Source organism: Micromonospora maritima (assembly GCF_902825405.1).
In the GTDB taxonomy this organism is placed as follows: domain Bacteria; phylum Actinomycetota; class Actinomycetes; order Mycobacteriales; family Micromonosporaceae; genus Micromonospora; species Micromonospora maritima.
This window is the reverse complement of sequence record NZ_CADEAU010000019.1, coordinates 1-19,332: the sequence shown is the minus strand read 5'-3', so window position 1 is coordinate 19,332 and position 19,332 is coordinate 1. Positions and strand designations below refer to the sequence as shown.

General features: G+C 73.0%; 19 protein-coding genes. 10 read left to right on the top strand and 9 right to left on the bottom strand.

Going from position 1 to position 19,332, the window contains the following annotated elements; translation table 11 throughout:
- From HUW36_RS04380 to HUW36_RS04350, 7 genes are all read right to left on the bottom strand, one after another.
- Entirely contained in the window at positions 1 to 615 is a 615-nt protein-coding gene (locus HUW36_RS04380) for a DedA family protein (RefSeq protein ID WP_174526921.1), read from the bottom strand.
- A gap of 24 nt (positions 616 to 639) precedes the next feature.
- A complete protein-coding gene (locus tag HUW36_RS04375) occupies positions 640 to 1,899 on the bottom strand; it encodes an adenylosuccinate synthetase (protein ID WP_174526920.1) in 1,260 nt (419 codons plus the stop codon).
- A complete protein-coding gene (locus tag HUW36_RS04370; protein ID WP_174526919.1) occupies positions 1,896 to 2,855 on the bottom strand; it encodes a hypothetical protein in 960 nt (319 codons plus the stop codon). Before HUW36_RS04370 ends, HUW36_RS04375 begins: the two co-directional genes overlap by 4 nt.
- 10 nt (positions 2,856 to 2,865) lie before the next feature.
- A complete protein-coding gene (locus HUW36_RS04365; RefSeq protein WP_174526918.1) occupies positions 2,866 to 3,849 on the bottom strand; it encodes a protein kinase family protein in 984 nt (327 codons plus the stop codon).
- Positions 3,846 to 4,598 carry an NUDIX hydrolase gene (locus HUW36_RS04360; protein WP_174526917.1) on the bottom strand — a complete coding sequence of 251 codons (753 nt, stop codon included), beginning with the start codon at positions 4,596 to 4,598 and terminating at the stop codon, positions 3,846 to 3,848. Before HUW36_RS04360 ends, HUW36_RS04365 begins: the two co-directional genes overlap by 4 nt.
- An 85-nt stretch (positions 4,599 to 4,683) precedes the next feature.
- Positions 4,684 to 5,781, bottom strand: a complete 1,098-nt coding sequence (locus HUW36_RS04355) for a MaoC/PaaZ C-terminal domain-containing protein (RefSeq protein WP_246247874.1) — start codon at positions 5,779 to 5,781, stop codon at positions 4,684 to 4,686.
- Positions 5,781 to 7,136 (bottom strand): 3-oxoacyl-ACP reductase, encoded by a 1,356-nt coding sequence (locus HUW36_RS04350; RefSeq protein WP_174526916.1) that lies wholly within the window; start codon positions 7,134 to 7,136, stop codon positions 5,781 to 5,783. Before HUW36_RS04350 ends, HUW36_RS04355 begins: the two co-directional genes overlap by 1 nt.
- Positions 7,137 to 7,190: 54 nt before the next feature.
- Between HUW36_RS04350 and HUW36_RS04345 the strand changes: the two genes are divergently transcribed.
- From HUW36_RS04345 to purB, 7 genes are all read left to right on the top strand, one after another.
- Positions 7,191 to 8,483 (top strand): acetyl-CoA C-acetyltransferase, encoded by a 1,293-nt coding sequence (locus HUW36_RS04345; RefSeq protein ID WP_174526915.1) that lies wholly within the window; start codon positions 7,191 to 7,193, stop codon positions 8,481 to 8,483.
- A gap of 174 nt (positions 8,484 to 8,657) precedes the next feature.
- Positions 8,658 to 9,482: a TNT domain-containing protein gene (locus tag HUW36_RS04340; protein ID WP_174526914.1), complete on the top strand. Its 825-nt coding sequence runs from the start codon at positions 8,658 to 8,660 to the stop codon at positions 9,480 to 9,482.
- 24 nt (positions 9,483 to 9,506) lie between these two features.
- Complete coding sequence (locus tag HUW36_RS04335; RefSeq protein WP_174526913.1) at positions 9,507 to 9,755, top strand: hypothetical protein; 249 nt, start codon at positions 9,507 to 9,509, stop codon at positions 9,753 to 9,755.
- 101 nt (positions 9,756 to 9,856) lie between these two features.
- Entirely contained in the window at positions 9,857 to 10,372 is a 516-nt protein-coding gene (locus HUW36_RS04330; RefSeq protein WP_174526912.1) for a SigE family RNA polymerase sigma factor, read from the top strand.
- The gene (locus tag HUW36_RS04325; protein WP_174526911.1) at positions 10,369 to 11,127 is read left to right on the top strand and encodes a hypothetical protein; all 759 of its coding nucleotides are present in this window, start codon (positions 10,369 to 10,371) and stop codon (positions 11,125 to 11,127) included. The genes HUW36_RS04330 and HUW36_RS04325 overlap by 4 nt, the downstream gene beginning before the upstream one ends.
- Before the next feature lie 251 nt (positions 11,128 to 11,378).
- Positions 11,379 to 12,437 (top strand): IS110 family RNA-guided transposase, encoded by a 1,059-nt coding sequence (locus HUW36_RS04320; RefSeq protein ID WP_174526910.1) that lies wholly within the window; start codon positions 11,379 to 11,381, stop codon positions 12,435 to 12,437.
- Between the two features lie 90 nt (positions 12,438 to 12,527).
- Positions 12,528 to 13,952, top strand: coding sequence for an adenylosuccinate lyase (gene purB, locus HUW36_RS04315; protein WP_174526909.1), 1,425 nt, complete (start codon positions 12,528 to 12,530; stop codon positions 13,950 to 13,952).
- A gap of 94 nt (positions 13,953 to 14,046) precedes the next feature.
- On the opposite strand, the gene HUW36_RS04310 is transcribed toward purB, so the two are convergent.
- Together HUW36_RS04310 and HUW36_RS04305 are read right to left on the bottom strand one after the other, a co-directional pair.
- Entirely contained in the window at positions 14,047 to 14,631 is a 585-nt protein-coding gene (locus HUW36_RS04310; protein WP_174526908.1) for a YbjQ family protein, read from the bottom strand.
- A 3-nt stretch (positions 14,632 to 14,634) separates the two neighbouring features.
- Entirely contained in the window at positions 14,635 to 15,318 is a 684-nt protein-coding gene (locus HUW36_RS04305) for a S1 family peptidase (protein WP_174526907.1), read from the bottom strand.
- A 468-nt stretch (positions 15,319 to 15,786) separates the two neighbouring features.
- Between HUW36_RS04305 and purS the strand changes: the two genes are divergently transcribed.
- From purS to purL, 3 genes are all read left to right on the top strand, one after another.
- Positions 15,787 to 16,050, top strand: coding sequence for a phosphoribosylformylglycinamidine synthase subunit PurS (gene purS, locus HUW36_RS04300; protein ID WP_174526906.1), 264 nt, complete (start codon positions 15,787 to 15,789; stop codon positions 16,048 to 16,050).
- Positions 16,047 to 16,730 (top strand): phosphoribosylformylglycinamidine synthase subunit PurQ, encoded by a 684-nt coding sequence (purQ, locus tag HUW36_RS04295; RefSeq protein WP_174526905.1) that lies wholly within the window; start codon positions 16,047 to 16,049, stop codon positions 16,728 to 16,730. Before purS ends, purQ begins: the two co-directional genes overlap by 4 nt.
- Positions 16,731 to 16,758: 28 nt before the next feature.
- Positions 16,759 to 19,332: phosphoribosylformylglycinamidine synthase subunit PurL (gene purL, locus HUW36_RS04290; RefSeq protein ID WP_174526904.1), on the top strand; the 2,574-nt coding region annotated here is incomplete at its 3' end.

The window sequence follows — 19,332 nt, the reverse complement described above, 5'->3', positions numbered from 1 at the left end:
TCAGCGACGGGCGGCCCGGTTGCGGGCCCGCCGGCGGCCCCAGCGGACGGCCTCGAACAGCCCGGTGACCGCCAGCGAGAGGCCGACGCCGGCGAGCAGGGCGGTGACCGGGTTGTGCTCGAACGCCAGCCCGCCGAAGTAGCCGAGCAGCCCGCAGTAGATTCCCCAGGTGCCGCAGGCCAGCGCGTCGTACAGCAGAAACGAGCGCGCCGGGTAGCGGACCGCGCCCATGGTGAGCGTGACCGCGGTCCGGCCGCCGGGGACGTAGCGGGCGGTGGTCAGGATCATTCCGCCGCGCCTGTCGACGGCCCGGCGGGCCCACTCGGAGCTGGCCCGCCGCCGGCTGTCCGCCGGGAGCCGGGCGACCCGGTGCGCGCCCCCGCCGCGCCCGATGGCGTACGAGACGTGGTCGCCGATCAGCGCGCCGAGCGCGGCGGTCACGATCACCAGGGCCAGGTTCGGCTCGCCGCCGGCGGCGAACACCCCGGCGGTGATCACCACGGTCTCGCCCGGCACCGCCGGGAAGAACGCGTCGACGGCGGTGACCGTGATGATCACCAGGTACACCCACGGCGAGGTCACCGTGTGGTGCAGCAGGTCGAGCACGTCCCCCATGCCTCTCATGCTCGGCGCTGGGTGTTAAGCGGGGGCCCTTCCTATACAAAATGCGTTAACAAGGGGCCCTTCCTTCTCCTCGGCGGTGGGGCCGTGCGACGTGAGCAGCACGGGCGCGCCCAGCGCCTCCGAGACCGCGGCCGGCCAGTCGGCAGGCGCCTCGTCCAACACCGGCCGGGCCCGCATCAGCCGGGCCGTCAACGCCGCCTGCCGCCCCAGATCACCGGCCGGCCCGGGGACGAGCCGGTCGACCCCGTCGTAGCGGCGGCAGATCCGCAGCTCCGGCCGGGCCAGGTCGAGGTGGGTCAGTGCCAGCCCGTCCACGCCGCCGGCCACGTCGAGGGCGTACCGGTGGGCGACCGCGTCGAAGTGCCCGAACCGGAACCGGCCCTGCCAGGGGTTCGTCCCGTTACGCCGGTCGGTGAACGGCAGTGCCGGGTCCTCGGTGACCAGCGGCCCCGGGCCGTGCCGGGTGGTGGTCACCCGCAGCACGCCGAGCCGCTGCGCGGTGCCGGCCATCCCCGCCTCGGCGAGCAGCGTCTCCGCGTTGGCGAACGTCGTGGTGCTCCACGTGGTGTACGGGTGGAAGCCGTGCCACTCGTCCAGCAGCACCCCCTGCGCGCCCTCGAAGACGCAGGTGCCCGCACGCAGCGCGCCGGCGAGCCAGCTCCGGTCGACGATCGCCACCCGGTCGGCGAAGGCCACGTACGCGGTCAGGCAGTCGTCGACCGGCGGCCCGTCCAGCGGGCCCAGTTCGGCGGTGAGCCGGTCGCGCAGCGCGGTGAGCCGGCGGCGCAGCACCGCCGGGTGGCGGCAGTCCGCCACCCGGGGCGCCTCGTCGGGGTGGGCGAGGCCGTACGCGACCGCCTCGCCCACCCCGAGCCCGCAGGAGCCGTGCCGGTCGGCTCCCCGGGCGATCTCCCGCGCCCGGTTGGCGGCCCGGTGGTAGGGGGTGGCCAGCAGCGCCTCCCCGTCCACGGTCAGCCGGTCGAGCGCGTCGGGCACGCCCACCGACGCGAGGTGGTCGGCCTCGGCGGCCAGCGCCAGCGGGTCCACCACCACGTGCCGGGCCAGGTGCGTGCGCACCCCGGGGCGGAACGTGCCGGACCCGAACTGCGCGAACGTGTGGTGCCGCCCGTCGGGCAGGACGACGTTGTGCGCCGCCTGCGCGCCCCCGTTGAACCGGACCACCGTGTGCACCTGCCGGGTGGCGCAGAGCAGGTCCACCACGGTGCCCTTGCCGGCGTCGCCGTAGCCGAGGTCGACCACCGTCACGTGGTTCACAGCCGGGTGACCCCGCTTCCGCCCTCGGCCGGAGTGAACGGCAGCGTCGCGACCGTGCGCCGGCCGGAGCCGAGCCGCGCGAGCGCCCTGGAGACGGTGCGGGTGGCGGCGGAGCCGGCCCGGTCCAGGTCGCGCAGCCCGGCGTCCAGGTCGATGGCCTGCTCACCGAGCCCGACGGTCAGCGCGATCGTCTCGCAGACCGCGTCCAGGTCGTCCAGCTCGACCGCGTTCTGCCCGAGCAGGCCGCGCCAGAAGTCGAGCACCTTGCGGTTGCCCGCGTAGTGGCTGCCGGCGGGCAGCAGGTAGTAGGTGTCCCAGCGCGCGATCACCTCGTCCACCATCTGCCGGACCGGCAGGTCCTCGCGCAGGTCGTCGCCGATCAGCCGGGTCACCTCGCCGGCCTTCACCCGGGGGTACGCCAGCTCGTCGCCGATGATGAACAGGTAGCCGCGCCGGCCGCGCTTGTCCCAGCTGTCGGTGGCCGTGTGCCGGGCCATGAAGTAGAGCGCCAGCTCGTACGACTCCATCATCTGGCCGCCTCCGCCGCCCTCCAGCACGATCCGGCCGAGGTCGTCGTCCATCCGGTTGTCGGACTCGAACTGCCCGACCTGCAACGGCACCCGGTCGCAGGTGGCGTCGCCGATCGCGCCGAACATGACCTGCGGGTCCTTCGCGTACCCCTGGCGCAGCAGCAGGCCGAGCAGCTGCGGCAGCTTGCTCTGCAGCACCCGGGGCACGTGCCCCATCGAGCCGGTGACGTCGAACAGCACGGCGATCGGCGTCGACTGCGGGTGTTCGGTGGAGTCGCGGCTCTCCCGCCGCGCGTCGCGCGGGTCGAGCGCCGGGTGCACCGTGCGGGCACCGCTGTCGCTGTAGGAGAACGCGCTCCTGCCGGTGCGGCGCCGGTAACGGTCGGCGGCGTCGTACACGTCGGTGGACCAGATTCCACTGCCCATGGCAGCCTCCCTACGGGTTGAGGGTGAAGGGTCGGAAGGTGCGCGGCCCGTAGAGCCGGTGCAGCACCTCGTCCAGTTCGCGCAGCAGCCGCCACGCGTCGTCGGGTCGGGTGGCGAGCGCGTCGCCCTGGCAGCCGTCGGCGAAGGCGCGCAGCTCGCGCGGTGCGCGGTCGCCCATCAGCCAGGTCATGCAGCGGGCGGCGAGCGCGATGTCGGTGCCCGGGCCGCAGGGCCGCTTCCCGGCGACCTCCGGCGGATACCAGTCCTCGTGGCCGGGCACCAGCGCCGGCACCAGGCCGCCCGGCTCGGTGGAGAAGCACCAGTCGACGAGCACCAGGCCGTGGGCGTCCGGCTCGATCAGCACGTGCCGGGGCAGCACCGCGCCGTGCACCACGCCGGCCCGGTGGGCCAGGCCGAGCGCGACCAGCAGCCGCCGCCACATCCAGGCCGCGTCGCGCGGGTCCAGCCCGTCCGGGTACGCCCGGCGCACGTCGTCCAGGCTGTGCAGCCCGGGCGGGGTGGCCAGCACGTTGACCAGCCGTTCCACGCCCGTCGACGGGTCACGGGCCGGGTGGGAGTCGACCAGCCGGGGCACGTACGCGAGGTATCGGGCGTCGCCCCGCTCGGCGATCCGGCGCAACGCGCGCGCCTCGCGGGCCATCAGGTCGTTGTCGCCGGGGTGCCGGGACACCTTGGCCAGGTGATAAGAAGGGCCCCCTCCTCTACCGGAGGCGTTAACAGGGGGCCCTTCCTTACGTTCGTGCAGGGTGGCGACGTCGCCGGTGTACGCGGGGGCGGGGGTGCGCCACCGGGTGGTGACGGTGACCAGCGCTTCGGCCGCGGCGGCGCGCACCAGCGGGTTGGCCGCGCCCAGCCGGTCGGGGTGCAGCGCGCCGACCAGCTCGCGGTAACGGCGGGCCGGCTCGTCCGTGCCGAACAGGTCGGTGTCGGTGCGCGCGGCGGTGACCAGCCGGATCGCCTCCTCGGTCCTCACCGCACCGTCTCCTCCCGGGCGGGGCGCAGCAGCGCCGGGTGCAGCAGCCGGGCGTCGCCGGCGCGGTAGAGCTTGGCGCGGGGGCCGCCGCGCGCACCGCCGCGCTCGGTGCTGGCGCCGGTGCTCTCCACGAAGCCCGGCACCGAGAGCACCTTGCGGTGGAAGTTGCCGGCGTGCAGCGGGTGACCCCAGACCGTCTCGTAGACCGCGCGCAGCTCGGTGACGGTGAACTCGGGGGCGAGGAACCGGGTCGCCAGTGGCGTGTACTCCAGCTTGGACCGGGCCCGCTCCAGCGCGTCGTCGATGATCCGGCCGTGGTCGAAGGCGAGCTGCCGGCTGGTCAGCGCGGTGACCGGCAGCCAGATCGCCTCGTCGGCGTCGGTGTCGGCCACCGGGTCGGGCAGGTCGGGGGCGAACGCCAGGTGGGCGACCGACACCACCCGCATGCGCGGATCACGCTCGGGGTCGCCGTAGCTGCCGAGCTGTTCCAGGTGCACCCGGCGCAGCCGGTCGCCGCCGAGCCCGGTCTCCTCGGCCAGCTCGCGCCGGGCGCCGGTGGTCAGGTCCTCGTCCGGGTGGACGAAGCCGCCGGGCAGCGCCCAGTGCCCCTCGTACGGCGGTGCGCCGCGACGGATCAGCAGCAGGTGCAGCGCACCCTCGCGGATGGTCAGCGCGACCACGTCGACCGTGACCGCGACCGCCGGGTAGTCCCGGGGGTCGTAGCCGGCGAGGAAGTCCTGCTCGTTCACGGCACCAACTCTCTCAATCTGAGAACAACTCGATCTGAGAACAACTTAGCGCACAAGAGAGGGGGCCGACAAGCCCCCTCTCTCCTCAGCGGACGGTGCCGATCAGGTGCGGCCGTCCGTCCCGCGCACCGTGCAGCCCGAAGTCCCAGCCCTCGCCGCCGGTGGTGGCGCTGAACGCCACGGTGGACGGCAGCGGCACCGGCAGCTTGAACGCCACGTCCACGGTGTACGCCTCGGGCAGCCGACTCTCCAACGCGGCCAGGCAGCGGGCCTTGCTCCACATGCCGTGCGCGATCGGACCCGGGAACCCGAACAGCCGCGCGCCCAGCTTCGAGGTGTGGATCGGGTTGTGGTCGCCGGAGACGCGCGCGTAGTCCGTACCGACCCGGGGCGTCACCCGCCACTGCGCGGAGAAGGCCGGCGCCGGCTGTCGGTCGCCCCGGTCGCGCCGCGGGCCGCCGCCGGCCGCGCGCTCCTTCCCGAGGTACGTCGACACGCCCCGCCAGACCTCCTCGCCGCCGACCGAGCCGACGAGCACCACGTCGAGCTGCCGGCCGCGCTCGTGCGGACGCAGGTTCTCCGCGTACGTGCGGAAGTCGACGCTCTCGCCCACCTGGACCGGCCGGCGCACGGTGATCCGGTTGGCCACGTGCACCACGCCGGTGAGCGGGATCGGGAAGTCGGCGGCGGTCATCAGTCGCAGCGACAGCGGGAACCCGAGCACGTGCAGGTACGTCGCCGGCAGCCGGTCGGCCAGCCGGAACCCGCAGACCCGGTCGTAGTCGGCCAGGTGCGCCCGGTCCACCGTCACCCCGGCCACGCCCAGCTCCACGGCGGGCAGCTCCCGCCCCCGCCGCCCGCCCATCCCGGGCAGCGCCCCCAGCAGCGCCCGCCGGTAGAGCCCTCCCGCCGCCGGCAGCCGCGCCAGGTCCACCCGCCGCCGCCCACCCGGCCCCTCACCCGGTCGATCATGACGTTGGCGGCGTCGTGGATCTCCGGAAGTGCCGTCAACCTCATGATCGACGGATCGGGGCGGGGCGAGCGCGGAGAGATCCTGGGTGGCCTCGACCTGGGGGGTGGCGCGGGCGGCCAGGGCCGCCCGGGCCGAGGTGAGGTCCTGGGTGGGGCCCTCGATCAGGTCGTGCAGGGTCAGGTCGTCCGGCTCCCGGTCGCTGGTCGCCATCACGCCCCCAGCAGGCTCTGGCCGCAGACCCGGACCACGTTGCCGCTGACCGCGCCGCTCGCCGGCCAGGAGAGCCACCCGATCGTCTCGGCCACGTCCACCGGCAGGCCGCCCTGGGCCAGGCTGTTCATCCGCCGTCCCGCCTCGCGCAGCATCAGCGGGATGCGCGCGGTCAGCCGGGTCTCGATGAACCCGGGCGCGACCGCGTTCAGGCTGATCCCACGCTCGCGCAGCACCGGGGAGAGCGAGTCGACCAGGCCGATCACGCCGGCCTTGCTGGTCGCGTAGTTGGTCTGTCCCCGGTTGCCGGCGATCCCGGCGATCGAGGAGACCGAGACGATCCGCCCGCCGGCCGGGATCAGGTCGCGCTCCAGCAGTACGTCGTTGATGCGCTCCTGGCTGGACAGGTTCACGTCGATCACCGAGTCCCAGCGGTCGGCGTCCATCCGGCCGAGCGTCTTGTCCCGGGTGATGCCGGCGTTGTGCACCACCACGTCGACCCGGCCGTGTCGGGACGCCAGGTGCTCGGCCAGCCGGGCCGGCGCGTCCGCCGCGGTCAGGTCGAGCTGCACCGCGCTGCCGCCGATCCCGTTGGCCACCGCGGCCAGCTCGTCGCCGGCGGCCGGAATGTCCAGCGCCACCACCTGCGCGCCGTCGCGGGCCAGCACCTTCGCCAGCGCCGCGCCGATGCCCCGGGCCGCGCCGGTCACCAGCACCACCTGGCCGTCCAGCGGGCGGTCCCAGTCGGCCGGCGCGACGGCGGTGCCGGCGCCGACCCGGACGACCTGGCCCGAGACGTACGCGGAGCGGCCGGAGAGCAGGAACCGCAGCGTGGACTCCAGGCTCACCGGAGTGCCGGCGTCACTGTCCCGGGTGACGTACACGAGCTGGGCGGTGACCCCCCGGCCGAACTCCTTGCCGATGCTGCGGGTCAGCCCCTCCAGGGCGCGCTGGGCGGTCGCCTCCCGGGGCGAGGCGCACTCGGCCGGCGGCGTGCCCAGCACGATCACCCGGCCGCTGGGCAGTACCGAGCGGGCCCGCGGGTGGAAGAAGTCGTAGAGCTGGCGCAGCTCGGCCGAGTCGGTGATGCCGCTGGCGTCGTACACCAGGGCGGCGAAGCGGCTGTCGGCGGTGGTGGAGGCCGGATCGGACAGCTCGACCCCGGCGGTCGTCAGGATCTTGCCGGCCGACTCGGCGAGCCGGCCGCCGGTCGAGGAGCCGAGCAGGACCGGCCCGGGAACGAGCGGGTCGCCCGGCGTGTGCCGGCGCAGTCGGGGCGGGTCGGGCAGCCCGAGGCGCTTGACCAGCGCGCGACCGGCCCCCGTCTGGACGAAGCTCGCGTACCTGTCGGTCATAGGCGTAGCCTACTGGCGAGTAGGGTTCGGGCAACAGCTTCGAGGAGGCCGATCGTGCAGAGTGTCCGGCGGGTCGCGGTGATCGGCGGCAACCGCATCCCCTTCGCCCGGTCCAACTCGCGCTACGCGCACGCGTCGAACGCGGACATGCTGGGCGCGGCGCTCGACGGGCTGGTCGCCCGGTTCGGGCTGGCCGGCGAACGGCTGGGCGAGGTGGTGGCCGGCGCGGTGCTCAAGCACTCCCGGGACTTCAACCTCACCCGCGAGGTGGTGCTCGGCTCCCGACTCGACCCGCACACCCCGGCGTACGACGTCCAGCAGGCCTGCGGCACCGGCCTGGAGGCCGCCATCCTGGTCGCCAACAAGATCGCCCTCGGGCAGATCGACGCCGGCGTCGCCGGTGGCGTGGACACCACCTCGGACGCGCCGCTGGCGGTCAACGAGGACATGCGGCGCACCCTGATCCAGCTCAACTCGGCCCGGACCCTCGGCGAGCGGCTCAAGATCGCGGCGAAGCTGCGCCCGCACCAGCCGTTCAAGCCGGAGATCCCGCGCAACGCCGAGCCGCGTACCGGTCTGTCCATGGGTGAGCACGCCGCGCGCACCGCGCTGCGCTGGAACATCGACCGGGCCGCCCAGGACGAGTTGGCGCTCCGGTCGCACCAGCGGCTCGCGGCCGCGTACGACAAGGGGTTCTTCGACGACCTGATGACCCCCTACCTGGGGTTGACCCGCGACCAGAACCTCCGCCCGGACACCAGCGCGGAGAAGCTCGGCTCGCTCAAGCCGGTCTTCGGCGCCACGGGCCCGGACGCCGAGCGCGCCACCATGACCGCCGGCAACTCGTCCCCGCTCACCGACGGCGCGTCGACCGTGCTGCTCGCCTCCGAGGAGTGGGCGCGCGAGCACAACCTGCCGGTGCTGGCCTGGTTCTCCTGGTCCGAGACGGCGGCCGTCGACTTCGTGCACGGTGACGAGGGGCTGCTGATGGCCCCCGCCTACGCGGTGCCCCGGATGCTGTCCCGGGCCGGGCTGACGCTCCAGGACTTCGACTTCTACGAGATCCACGAGGCGTTCGCCTCCCAGGTGCTGGCCACGTTGGCGGCCTGGGAGTCGCCGGAGTTCTGCAAGGAGCGCCTCGGCCTGGACGCCCCGCTCGGGGCGATCGACCGGGACAAGCTGAACGTCAACGGCTCGTCGCTGGCCGCCGGGCACCCGTTCGCCGCCACCGGCGGCCGGATCGTCGCCACGCTGGCCAAGCTGCTCGACGCCAAGGGGAGCGGGCGCGGCCTGATCTCCATCTGTGCGGCCGGCGGGCAGGGCGTGACCGCGATCCTGGAGCGCTGAGACGGGCGACGCCCGCCCGGCGCGCTCATACGCCGACGGTGAACTTCTCCCGCGCGCCAGTCGTGGTGCCGCGACGATAGCCCGTTCAGGTAGCGAAACGGACAAAAGCTCACGTTAATGCCGAGAACCTCTCAGGATGAAGCCACTGCTTCATCCCATAACTGGAGGTTACCGGTGAAAACACGCCGTTGGTTGCTCGCCCTCGTCTCCGGGGTGGCGTTCGTCCTCGTACCCGGAGCGGCGCAGCCGGTCGGGGCGGCCGCCGCACCGACTCTCGCCGCCCGGACGGCCGCCCTTCCCGCGGACCCGGGCGCCGAGGCGTCCGACGCAGGGCGCGGCCGGCACCCGCAGCCCCCGCCGCCCTCGCAGAACCTGTGCCGCCCCGGTACGCCGCCCGTCGCGCCGCCGACCACCGAGTTCTACGACGGCAACCCGATGCTCGGCCCGGCCGAGCTGCCCACCGCCTCCCCGGTCGGGCCGCTGCTCGCCGGCTACGAGCGGTTCGGCGCGCTGACCGAGAGCGAGTTCCTGGCGCAGTACACCACCGGGACCCCCGCGACCTACGTCTTCCCGCCGGCCAGCGGGTTCGTCATCGCCCCCGACGGGCGCCCGCTCAAGCAGGCGCAGACGCTGCTGGCCGGCTACCGGCTCGACCGCTTCGGCTTCTCCGGTGGCGCGTTCCTCGCCCCGCTCGGCACGCCGTTCAGCTCCCGCGCGCTCACCCCGCAGAGCCTGAACACGCCGGCCAACGCGCCGCTGGCCAACTACCACGTCTACTGCGTGGTCAAGCCGTTCACCGTCGACTCCGGCCCGATCGCCTCCTGGTTCGCGCAGCCCGGACTGGGCACGCAGTTCCAGCTCAACCCGGCGTACCTGCCGCAGGCCGGGGCCACGCTGAACGTGCAGTGGCTGCTCGACAACGGATTCCTGGTCGAAGAGGATCTGACCGCCGGGGTGTGCGCGTCGGCCGCTTCGGCCGCGTCCGCCGCCACCTGCTGAGCCGCTGACGACGGGAGGTCGGGCGTGGACCGGCACCAGGTACGCGCGGCACTGCTCGCGGCCGGGCTGTCCCCGGACGCCTTCGAGCTGGAGGGTGTGCACGAGCACGTGCCGGTCCCGCCCGACTTCTGGTTCCTCCGCCGCGCGGCGGTCGACGGCTGGGAGATCGGCCTCTACGAGCGCGGGACGTACGACGTCCGGCAGCGCTTCGCCACCGAGGAGGAGGCGTGCGCCGGCCTCTTCCGCGCCCTCACCGGCCGCGCCGCGCCGTGACGTGTTCGTGAGGCGCCTCGCGAGACGGCTCGGGCGGCGGGCAACCTGACCGGGGCCGGGTTCCGTCCCCTGGGCATGAGGCGAGCGACGGTTGCTGTTCCGTGACGGGACGCGACGACGAGTTCCGCGAGTACGTGTCCGCCCGGCTGGAGCCGCTACGCCGGACCGCGTATCTGCTCTGCCGGGACTGGCACACGGCGGACGACCTGGTCTCGATCACGTTCAGCAAGCTCTACCGCAACTGGCGACGGGCCCGCGACGCGGACAACCTCGACGCGTATGTCCGGGGAATGCTCACCAACGCCTGGCTGGACGAGCGGCGGCGGCCGTGGCGGCGGGAGCGCAGCACCGACGACGTGCCGGACCGGGCGGACGTGAGTGCCGGTGAGTCGACCGTCGGTGAGCGGGAGGTGTTGCTCGACCTGCTGGGGCGGCTCGCCCCGCGACGACGGGCCGTGGTGGTGCTCCGGTTCTACTGCGACCTTTCGGTCGAGGAGACCGCCCAGGTGCTCGGCGTCAGCAGCGGGACCGTGAAGAGTCAGGCGGCCCGTGCGTTGGAGACGCTCCGCCTGCTCGTCTCGCAGGATCCGGCAACGCAGAGCGGGAGGCAGAGATGACGTACCGGCAGATATTCGACGAGGCGATCGGCGCGGGGCCGCCATCGGCGGTGGACGTCGACGCCCTGGTGGCGCGGGAGGGTCGGCGGCGCCGCCGGCGGGTCGGGACGTACACGGCCTCTGCGACAACCGGGGTGCTGGCGCTGACGCTCGGCGCCGGCATCCTGGTCGGGCCGCGCTCGGCCGGGGACCCGGCACCTGCCTCTTCGGCGGCCTCCGCCACGGCAGTGGATCACGCGCAGCGCCTCCGCGCCGCGATGCTGGCCGCGCTGGACCGGGAGGTGCCGGAACTGCAGTGGGTGCGGGGTGCGGAGCCGGTCACCGACCGGCGCACCTGGGGCGGCCCGGTCACCGGCACGCCGCAGTGGTCGGTGCAGTCGTTCCGATGGGTCTCCATGACCGGTTGGTTCGGTGTGGGTGTGGCGGCTCGCGGCGACGTCCGGTCGTACCTGGCCGTCAACGTGGGTAGGTTGCGTCCCGGCCAGACGGCCGGACCGGACGGGTGCACCCCTCACATGCTCAACTGCCGGGCTTTCGCCGGGCCAAACGGTGAGCAGGTGGTGGCCCACGACGTGGAGGCGCTTGCGCGGTTGTCCGCGCCGCCGTCCGAGCGGAAGGCCATCCGGTACGTGACGGTGAGACGGACTGACGGCACCCGAGTGACCGTGGAGACACACTCGTCCACCGGTGACCACCTGATGACGGTCGAGGAGATGACCGGGGTCGCATTGGACCCGGCGATCCGACTGGACTGACTGTGAGCATGGTGTGGTCGGTTCAGCAGTGGTGAGCTGATGGCTGGCAGCGGTGGGTGTGACTCTTGCACTGACTGGTTTCGTGCCTTTGACGGGACTTGTCCACCCGCTGCTGCTGGCGCCGGCCCGGCGGGAGACGTTTGGCCTGTTCAGGAGCTTGACCGCCAGTTAGCGGCTGGCGTGTCTCATCACAGTCCTGCCATCTCCGCACCGGACCGGACCTGCGCGTCCCCACGGTGAGGAGAGAACGCATGTCCATGCTGGCAGATCTGGTCGAGGTCGTCATCGGCGTCGACACCCACAAGGACACCCACACCGCCGCGGTGCTCGACACCCGCACCGGTGGGGTCCTGGCCAGGGCCACGGTGAACACCGACCCGGACGGCTACGCCGAGTTGGTGGCCCTGGCCGAGCACCACTCGGGGCTGCGGGCCTGGGCCCTGGAAGGCTCCGGCGGTTACGGCGCCGGCCTGGCTCGGCACCTGGCCGACGCTGGTGAGTTGGTCGTCGAGCTGGACCGGCCATCACGCCCGGCCCGCCGCAGCGGGGCGAAGTCCGATCCGATCGACGCCGAACGCGCTGCCCGCGATGCCCTGGCCCGTGCCCGCCTGGCCCAGCCCAAGACCGGCCCTGAAAGAGCCGCGTTGCAGGCGCGGCTGACCGCCCGCCGGGCAGCCGTGGAAGCCAGCGCCACCACCCAGCGGCAGCTGCACGCCTTGGTGATCACCTCACCCGAGGTGGTACGGGCCCGCTTCCGCGGCCAGAGCACCAGGGCCATGCTCACCACCGCCACGCGACTACGACCCACCACCAGCACCGACGTCGAGGTGTCCACCAGCTTGGCCGTGTTATGCGACCTCGCCCGCCGCGTCCGCTTCCTCGAAGCCGAAGCCGCCGAGCACGAGAAAGCGATCCGCGCGATCGTCCGCTCCTGGCGACCCGACCTGCTCCAGCTCACCGGTGTCGGACCGATCGTCGCCGCCACCGTGCTGGCGGCCTGGTCGCACCCCGGGCGCTGCCGCAACGACGCCGCGTTCGCCATGCTCGCCGGCGTCGCCCCGATCCCGGCGTCGTCCGGCAAGACCGTCCGCTACCGACTCAACCGCTCAGGCGACCGCCAACTCAACCGGGCACTGCACACCGTCGTCCTGACCCGCCTCCAACACGACGAACCCACCCGCGCCTACGCCGAGCGCCGCCGCACCGATGGCAAAACCGACCGAGAGATCAAACGCTGCCTCAAACGCTACGTCGCCCGAGAGCTCTACCGACACCTCGAAACTCCACCCCAAGCGCTTGACGCGGCATAGGAGCGTCCGGTTCCCGACCCCGCTCGCGTGTCTGGTGCGGGCGGGGTCGGGCCGCCGGGGTCCGGGTCGGCACGTGAAAGACTGAGGTACGTGACGACGATCCCGAACGTGCTCGCCAACCGGTATGCCTCACCCGAGCTGGTCGCCCTCTGGTCCCCGGAGGAGAAGGTCCGGATGGAGCGCCGGCTCTGGCTGGCGGTGCTCAAGGCCCAGCGTGACCTCGGCGTGCCGGTGCCGGACGGGGTGGTCGAGGCGTACGAGCGGGTGGTCGACGACGTCGACCTGGCCTCGATCGCCGCGCGGGAGCGGGTCACCCGGCACGACGTGAAGGCCCGGATCGAGGAGTTCAGCGCGCTCGCCGGGCACGAGCACGTGCACAAGGGGATGACCTCCCGTGACCTGACCGAGAACGTCGAGCAGCTCCAGGTCCGCGCCTCGCTGGAGCTGATCCGCGACCGGGTGGTCGCCACCCTGGCCCGGCTGGCCCGGCACGCGGCCGAATACTCCGGCCTGGTGATGACCGGCCGGTCGCACAACGTCGCCGCGCAGGCCACCACGCTGGGCAAGCGCTTCGCGTCGGCGGCGGAGGAGCTGCTCATCGCGTACGAGCGGCTGGAGGACCTGATCGGCCGCTATCCGCTGCGCGGGATCAAGGGGCCGGTGGGCACCGCCGCCGACCAGCTCGACCTCTTCGACGGCGACGCCGGCAAGGTGGCCGAGCTGGAGCAGCGGGTGGCCGGGCACCTCGGGTTCGCCCGGGTGCTGGACAGCGTCGGTCAGGTCTACCCGCGCTCGCTGGACTTCGACGTGCTCTCCGCGCTGGCCCAGGTGGCCGCCGCGCCGTCGTCGCTGGCCACCACGATCCGGCTGATGGTGGGCCAGGAGCTGGTCACCGAGGGCTTCAAGCCGGGCCAGGTCGGGTCCAGCGCGATGCCGCACAAGATGAACACCCGCTCGTCGGAGCGGGTGAACGGCTTCGCGGTGATCATCCGGGGCTACCTGTCGATGGTCGGTGAGCTGGCCGGCGACCAGTGGAACGAGGGTGACGTCTCCTGCTCGGTGGTGCGCCGGGTGGCGCTGCCCGACGCGTTCTTCGCCGCCGACGGCCTGTTCCAGACGTTCCTCACCGTGCTCGACGAGTTCGGCCCGTACCCGGCGGTGATCAACCGGGAGCTGGAGCGGTTCCTGCCGTTCCTGGCCACCACGAAGATCCTGGTGGCGGCCGTGCGTCGGGGGGTCGGCCGGGAGGTGGCGCACGAGGTGATCAAGGAGCACGCGGTCGCCGTGGCGCTGGCCATGCGGGAGAAGGGCGCGGCCGAGAACGACCTGTTCGACCGCCTGGCCGCCGACGGCCGCCTCGGCCTGACCCGGCCCGAGATCGACGCCCTGGTCGCCGACCGCAACGCCTTCGTCGGCGCCGCCCCCGACCAGGTGACCCGGGTGACCGCGAGGATCACCAAGATCGTCGAAACCCACCCCCAGGCCGCCACCTACTCCCCACCCCCCATCCTCTGACCACGCCGCCTCTACCCGGCGATCATGAAGTTGGCGGCACTCAGGGAGATCGTTCCTGCCGTCAACCTCATGATCGACGCGGCGAACACGGGCGTCAGGGGCCGGTGGGGGTTTCGGCGGCGGAACTCAGGTTGGGGGCGCTCGCGGGTTCGGCGATGCCGCCGGGAGCGGAGGCGATCTCCGGGTCGTGGGCGGTCTCGGCCGCGATCATCGGCTGGTCCGGCGGCATGACGTCGGGCATCTTGGGCGCGACGATCACCGCGGTGCCGTAGGCGCAGATCTCCATCCACATCTCGCCGCAGTCGCGGCTGTCGAAGCGCATCCCGATCACCGCGTTCGCGCCGAGCCGCTGGGCCTCCTCGCCCAGCCGGGCCACCGAGTCGGTACGCCAGCGGGTGAGGTTGTCCGGCGCCATGGGGTCGTAGGCGCCACCGCGCAGGTTCTTGACCCCCTCGCGGTACGGGTTGCGGGTCCTCGCCATGGAGGAGACCACCTCGCCGAGGATCTGGCGGATCTCGTAGCCGGGCAGTTGATCCGTCGTCACGACCAGCACGTTTCCGATGCTGTCAGGCACCGGCCGGGTGGTTCGCGACAGGTGTTCACCTGATCGGATGCTGCAAAACGGCGCGGCGCGGACGGACGGGCGGCGCCCGTGCCATCCGCGCCGCAACGGCGTCATCCGTCAGACACCGGCCACCGAGGTGATCCAGGACCGGTTGTACGCGACACTGCCGTAGTTCTGGATGCTGGAGCCGTCGGCGGTGGAGGCCACACCGACCTGCCGGCCGTTGTAGAACTGCGGACCGCCCGAGTCGCCCCGCCAGGCGTTGCCGTTGATCCGGGTGCTCCGGATCGCCTGCCCCCCGTACGCGTCGGTGACGTTGGTGCTGGTCACCTGGACGCTCGCGGTCTTGAGCTGGGGCGACGCGCCGCAGCCGCTGTAGCAGGTCATACCCCAGCCGTAGATCGAGTTGGTGGAGCCGACCGGCGGGTTGCTGCTGGCCAGCGTCACGGTGGAGGTGCTGACCGCGCTGGACAGACGCAGCAGGGCCAGGTCGTAGCGGGTGTAGGAGGCGCTCACGGTGCGGGTGACGCCGCCGGAGGCGTAGTAGACGCTGCCGACCCGGACCGACATGGTGCCGCTGACGCAGTGCCGGGCGGTGAGCACCCACTGGGACGCGATCACGCTGCCGGAGCAGGTGAACGAGCCGTTGCTGAAGACGGCCGCGGCCCAGGGCGCGGACGACACGGTGCCGCCGCCGATGATCGGCTGGGGTCCGGCCGGCGCGGCGGTGGCGCCGGACGCGGTGGCCAGGACGCCGGCCAGCGCGGTGGTCAGCACGGCGAGCAGGGGACGGAGGCGCATGTCGGGGCTCCTTCGGCGCGGACGCCCGGGGTTGCCGGGCCGGTGGGAGGCCCGCCGGACGGGTGGTCCGGCGAGGGGCGTCGATCAATGACATCGACGTCTGACGATGCATGCTACGGGTGTGCCGCGCCCTGTCACAAGAGTTGAATCGAGATGCACCGATGAATGTGATCCTCTCGGCGGCGTGTCGGGTCGGGTGTCGGAAACCGGTCCCACCACCCCGCTGGCGAGGGCAAAATGCCTGGTGAAAGGCGTTCCGAGTACCTGTTGACCTTGAGGTTGGGCAACAAATCCGTATCGACGCCGCAACGAACGCGCAACGGTCTCCGGCCGGCGCGGTCGGTCCCGCCGATCACCGCCCGAACTGTCCCCGGCCGGTGCGGGCGGGGCGATATCTGCCAGGTAGGCTGGCTGCGCTCGCCCGTTTGTGGGCCGGCACCCAACTGCGTACACAGTCAGGAGTGCCCAGTGCCTCGCGTCGTCGTCGACGTCATGCTCAAGCCCGAGATCCTCGATCCGCAGGGCCAGGCCGTCGCAAACGCGCTGCCCCGGCTCGGCGTCAGTGACGTCGCCTCCGTCCGGATCGGCAGGCGGATCGAGATCGAGTTCACCGGCGAACCGGACCTGGACCGGGCCCGCGAGATCGCCGACAAGCTGCTCGCCAACCCGGTCATCGAGGACTTCACGGTCCACGTGGTCGACGCCGACGAGACCGCGGGCGCGCACTCGTGACCGCCCGGGTCGGTGTGGTGACGTTCCCCGGCTCGCTCGACGACGGGGACGCGGCCCGGGCCGTCCGGATCACCGGTGCCGAGCCGGTCCGGCTCTGGCACGGCGACCCGGACCTGCACGGGGTGGACGCCGTCGTCCTGCCCGGCGGCTTCTCCTACGGCGACTACCTGCGCTGCGGGGCCATCGCCCGGTTCGCCCCGGTGATGGAGACGGTCGTCGAGGCCGCCCGCGGTGGCCTGCCGGTGCTCGGCATCTGCAACGGCTTCCAGATCCTCTGCGAGGCGCACCTGCTGCCCGGCGCGCTCACCCGCAACCAGCACCTGCACTTCCGCAACCGGGACCAGGTCCTCCGGATCGAGGCCGCCGGCACCGCCTGGACCAACGCGTTCCAGCCGGGGCAGGAGATCCTCATCCCGGTCAAGAACGGCGAGGGCTGCTACGTCGCGGACCCGGCGACGCTGGACCGGCTGGAGGCCGAGGGCCGCGTCGTGGCCCGGTACGTCGGCGGCAACCCCAACGGATCGCAGCGGGACATCGCCGCGGTCACCAACGAGGCCGGCAACGTGGTCGGCATCATGCCGCACCCCGAGCACGCGGTGGAGGCGCTCACCGGCCCCTCGCTGGACGGTCTCGGCTTCTTCACCTCGGTGCTCAAGCACCTGGTGGGAGCGCCCGCGTGAGCGCGGGCGAGCGCAACGAGGAGACGTCATGACCACCCATCCGGACCCGATCCTGCGCGAGTCGCAGGGCGTCGTGCCCCAGGCCGGCCCGACCGACGACTGGGCGCCCGGCGTGGACACCGTGCCCCGCGCCACCGGCACGCCGGAGGAGCTCCAGCCGTACGCCGAGCTGGGCCTGCGCGACGACGAGTACGACCGGATCCGGCACATCCTCGGCCGGCGCCCCACCCAGGCCGAGCTGGCCATGTACTCGATCATGTGGAGCGAGCACTGCTCCTACAAGTCGAGCAAGGTGCACCTGCGCCAGTTCGGTGAGAAGGCGCCGCCGAGCGACCGGCTGCTGGCCGGCATCGGGGAGAACGCCGGCGTGGTCCGGGTCTCCGACGAACTGGCCGTGACCTTCAAGGTCGAGTCGCACAACCACCCGAGCTTCGTCGAGCCGTACCAGGGCGCGGCGACAGGTGTCGGCGGCATCGTCCGCGACATCCTCGCCATGGGCGCCCGCCCGGTGGCCGTGATGGACCCGCTGCGCTTCGGCGCGGCCGACCACCCGGACACCGCGCGCGTGCTGCCCGGCGTCGTGGCCGGCGTCGGCGGCTACGGCAACTGCCTCGGCCTGCCCAACATCGGCGGCGAGGTGGTCTTCGACCCCTGCTACCAGGGCAACCCGCTGGTCAACGCGCTCTGCCTGGGCGTGCTGCCGGTCGACCGGCTGCAGAAGAAGGACGCCACCGGCCCCGGCAACGTCGTGGTGCTGATGGGCGCCAAGACCGGCCGGGACGGCATCGGCGGCGTGTCCGTGCTGGCCAGCGCCACCTTCGACGAGGGCAGCGAGCAGCGCCGCCCGTCCGTGCAGGTGGGCGACCCGTTCATGGAGAAGCTGCTCATCGAGGCGTGCCTGGAGCTGTACGACGCCGAGCTGGTCGTCGGCATCCAGGACCTCGGCGGCGCCGGCCTGACCTGCGCCCTGACCGAGACCGCCGCCTCCGCCGGCACCGGCATGCGGGTCTGGCTGGAGCGGGTCCCGCTGCGCGAGCCCTCGATGGAGCCGCACGAGATCCTGGCCAGCGAGTCCCAGGAGCGGATGCTGCTGGTCGTCACGCCGGAGAAGCTGGAGGCGGTGCTCAAGACCGCCGAGAAGTGGGGCGTCTGGGCCACCGCCATCGGCGAGGTCACCGCGCCGTCGCCGGACGGCCAGCCGGGCCGCCTGGTCATCACCTGGCGGGACCAGCTCGTGGTCGACGTCCCGCCGGGCTCGCTGGTCGACGACGGCCCGGTCTACGCCCGGCCGATGCGGGAGCCGGCCGACCTGATCCTGCTCCAGGCGGACCGCGCCGAGACGCTGCCCCGCCCGAGCACCCCGGACGCGCTGCGGGACACCGTGCTGCGCATGATCGCGTCGCCCAACCTGGCCGACAAGACCTGGGTGACCGAGCAGTACGACCGCTACGTGCTGGGCAACACCGTCCTCGCCCAGCCGGAGGACTCGGGCGTGATCCGGATCGACGAGCGCAGCGGCCTCGGCGTCGCCCTCTCCGTCGACGGCAACGGCCGGTACGCGCGCCTCGACCCGTACCAGGGGACGAAGCTGGCACTCGCCGAGGCGTACCGGAACGTGGCGGTGACCGGCGCGAAGCCGATCGCGGTCACCAACTGCCTGAACTTCGGTTCGCCGGAGGACCCGGGCGTGATGTGGCAGTTCGCCGAGGCCGTGCGCGGCCTGGCGGACGGCTGCCTGGAGCTGGGCATTCCGGTCACCGGCGGCAACGTCAGCTTCTACAACCAGACCGGCGCCGCGGCCATCCACCCCACCCCGGTGGTCGGCGTGCTGGGCGTGCTGGACGACGTCGCCGAGCGGGTGCCGATGGGCTTCGTGCCGCGGCCGGCCGGTGACCACGACCAGCTCTTCCTGCTCGGCGAGACGCACGTCGAGCTGTCCGGCTCGGAGTGGGCCTGGGTGACCCACGAGCACCTCGGCGGCATCCCGCCGCAGGTCGACCTGGCCCGCGAGCGGCAGCTCGCCGAGCTGCTGGCCGAGGCGGCCCGGGTCGGGCACCTCAGCTCCGCGCACGACCTCTCCGACGGCGGCCTGGCCCAGAGCCTGGTCGAGTCGAGCCTGCGTCGGGGCGTCGGGGCCCGGATCGCGCTGCCGGAGCACTTCGCCGACGGCTCGATGCCGTTCGTGTTCCTGTTCAGCGAGTCCGCCGGCCGGGTGCTGGTGTCGGTGCCGCGCGGTCACGAGAAGGCGTTCACCGCCCTCTGCGCCGAGCGCGGGGTGCCGTGGGAGTTCATCGGCGTGACCGACCCGACCGGTGGCGTCCTGGAGGTGCACGGCCAGTTCCGGATCGGCCTGGACGAGCTGCGCGAGGCGCACACGGCGACGCTGCCGCGCCTCTTCGGCGACGTGGAGGCACCCCGGGTCGAGGTGGCCGCCACCCGTACCGGCACCACCACCGTGCTGCCGGCGACCGCCGAGCAGCCGGTCGGGGTGGACCCGGCGCAGGTCGACGCGGAGCCGATCGCCAAGCATGGGGCGCCGTCACCGGCCGCCGGCGTCGCGTCGGGCGGTCCGGCTCCGGCCGAGGACGCGACCGGGGCCACC